We start from the raw sequence: 445 nt of genomic DNA, 5'->3' as shown, positions 1-445 counted from the left end.
GAGTAGCATTCTCATTTTCCTCCATTTTCATGTCATCAAACTTTCCTCTGAAGCTTTATCTTTTTTCTCTTTGAACATTTTGATCTCCTCCATAGATATTTGTTAAGGCTTTCCACATCTTGAATGCAGTGTCATATCCTTTGATATCATCAAATTCAGCATAGTTGAGTGCAGAGGCAATCTCCAGCATTGTTTGATTGTGTTCATGCTTGTTTTTCATGTCTTCTGCAATAAGAGTACTAGTTGGATCTACATGTTTAGTGACAATTGAATTTTGGGCATAATATCCTATGGATCCAAGATGTAGCTTCATCAAACTTTTCCATTCAAAAAAGTTGTCTTTGTTGAGCTTGGAAACTTCTCTCTTAGGCATTTTGATCTTTTCTACTTATAGTTCTTTTAAACTAAATCGGCAGTAAAGCTCTGATACCAATTGTTAGAATTC

The 445-nt window shown here is 34.4% G+C and carries 1 protein-coding gene; it reads right to left on the bottom strand.

What is annotated here, in order from left to right; all coding sequences use genetic code 11:
• Nucleotides 1-55: 55 nt before the first annotated feature.
• The gene (locus CHM34_RS18465; RefSeq protein WP_094266054.1) at nt 56-373 is read right to left on the bottom strand and encodes a hypothetical protein; all 318 of its coding nucleotides are present in this window, start codon (nt 371-373) and stop codon (nt 56-58) included.
• Nucleotides 374-445 lie beyond the last annotated feature (72 nt).

Origin of the sequence: Paludifilum halophilum (assembly GCF_002245355.1) — a bacterium.
GTDB lineage: Bacteria > Bacillota > Bacilli > Thermoactinomycetales > DSM-45169 > Paludifilum > Paludifilum halophilum.
Note: the sequence above shows the minus strand (reverse complement) of the source record. Positions and strands in the feature narration are given on the sequence as shown.

Bases quoted from the DNA above. Each gene is read 5' to 3' on its own strand.
- CHM34_RS18465 (WP_094266054.1), bottom strand. From the start codon at position 373: ATGCCTAAGAGAGAAGTTTCCAAGCTCAACAAAGACAACTTTTTTGAA.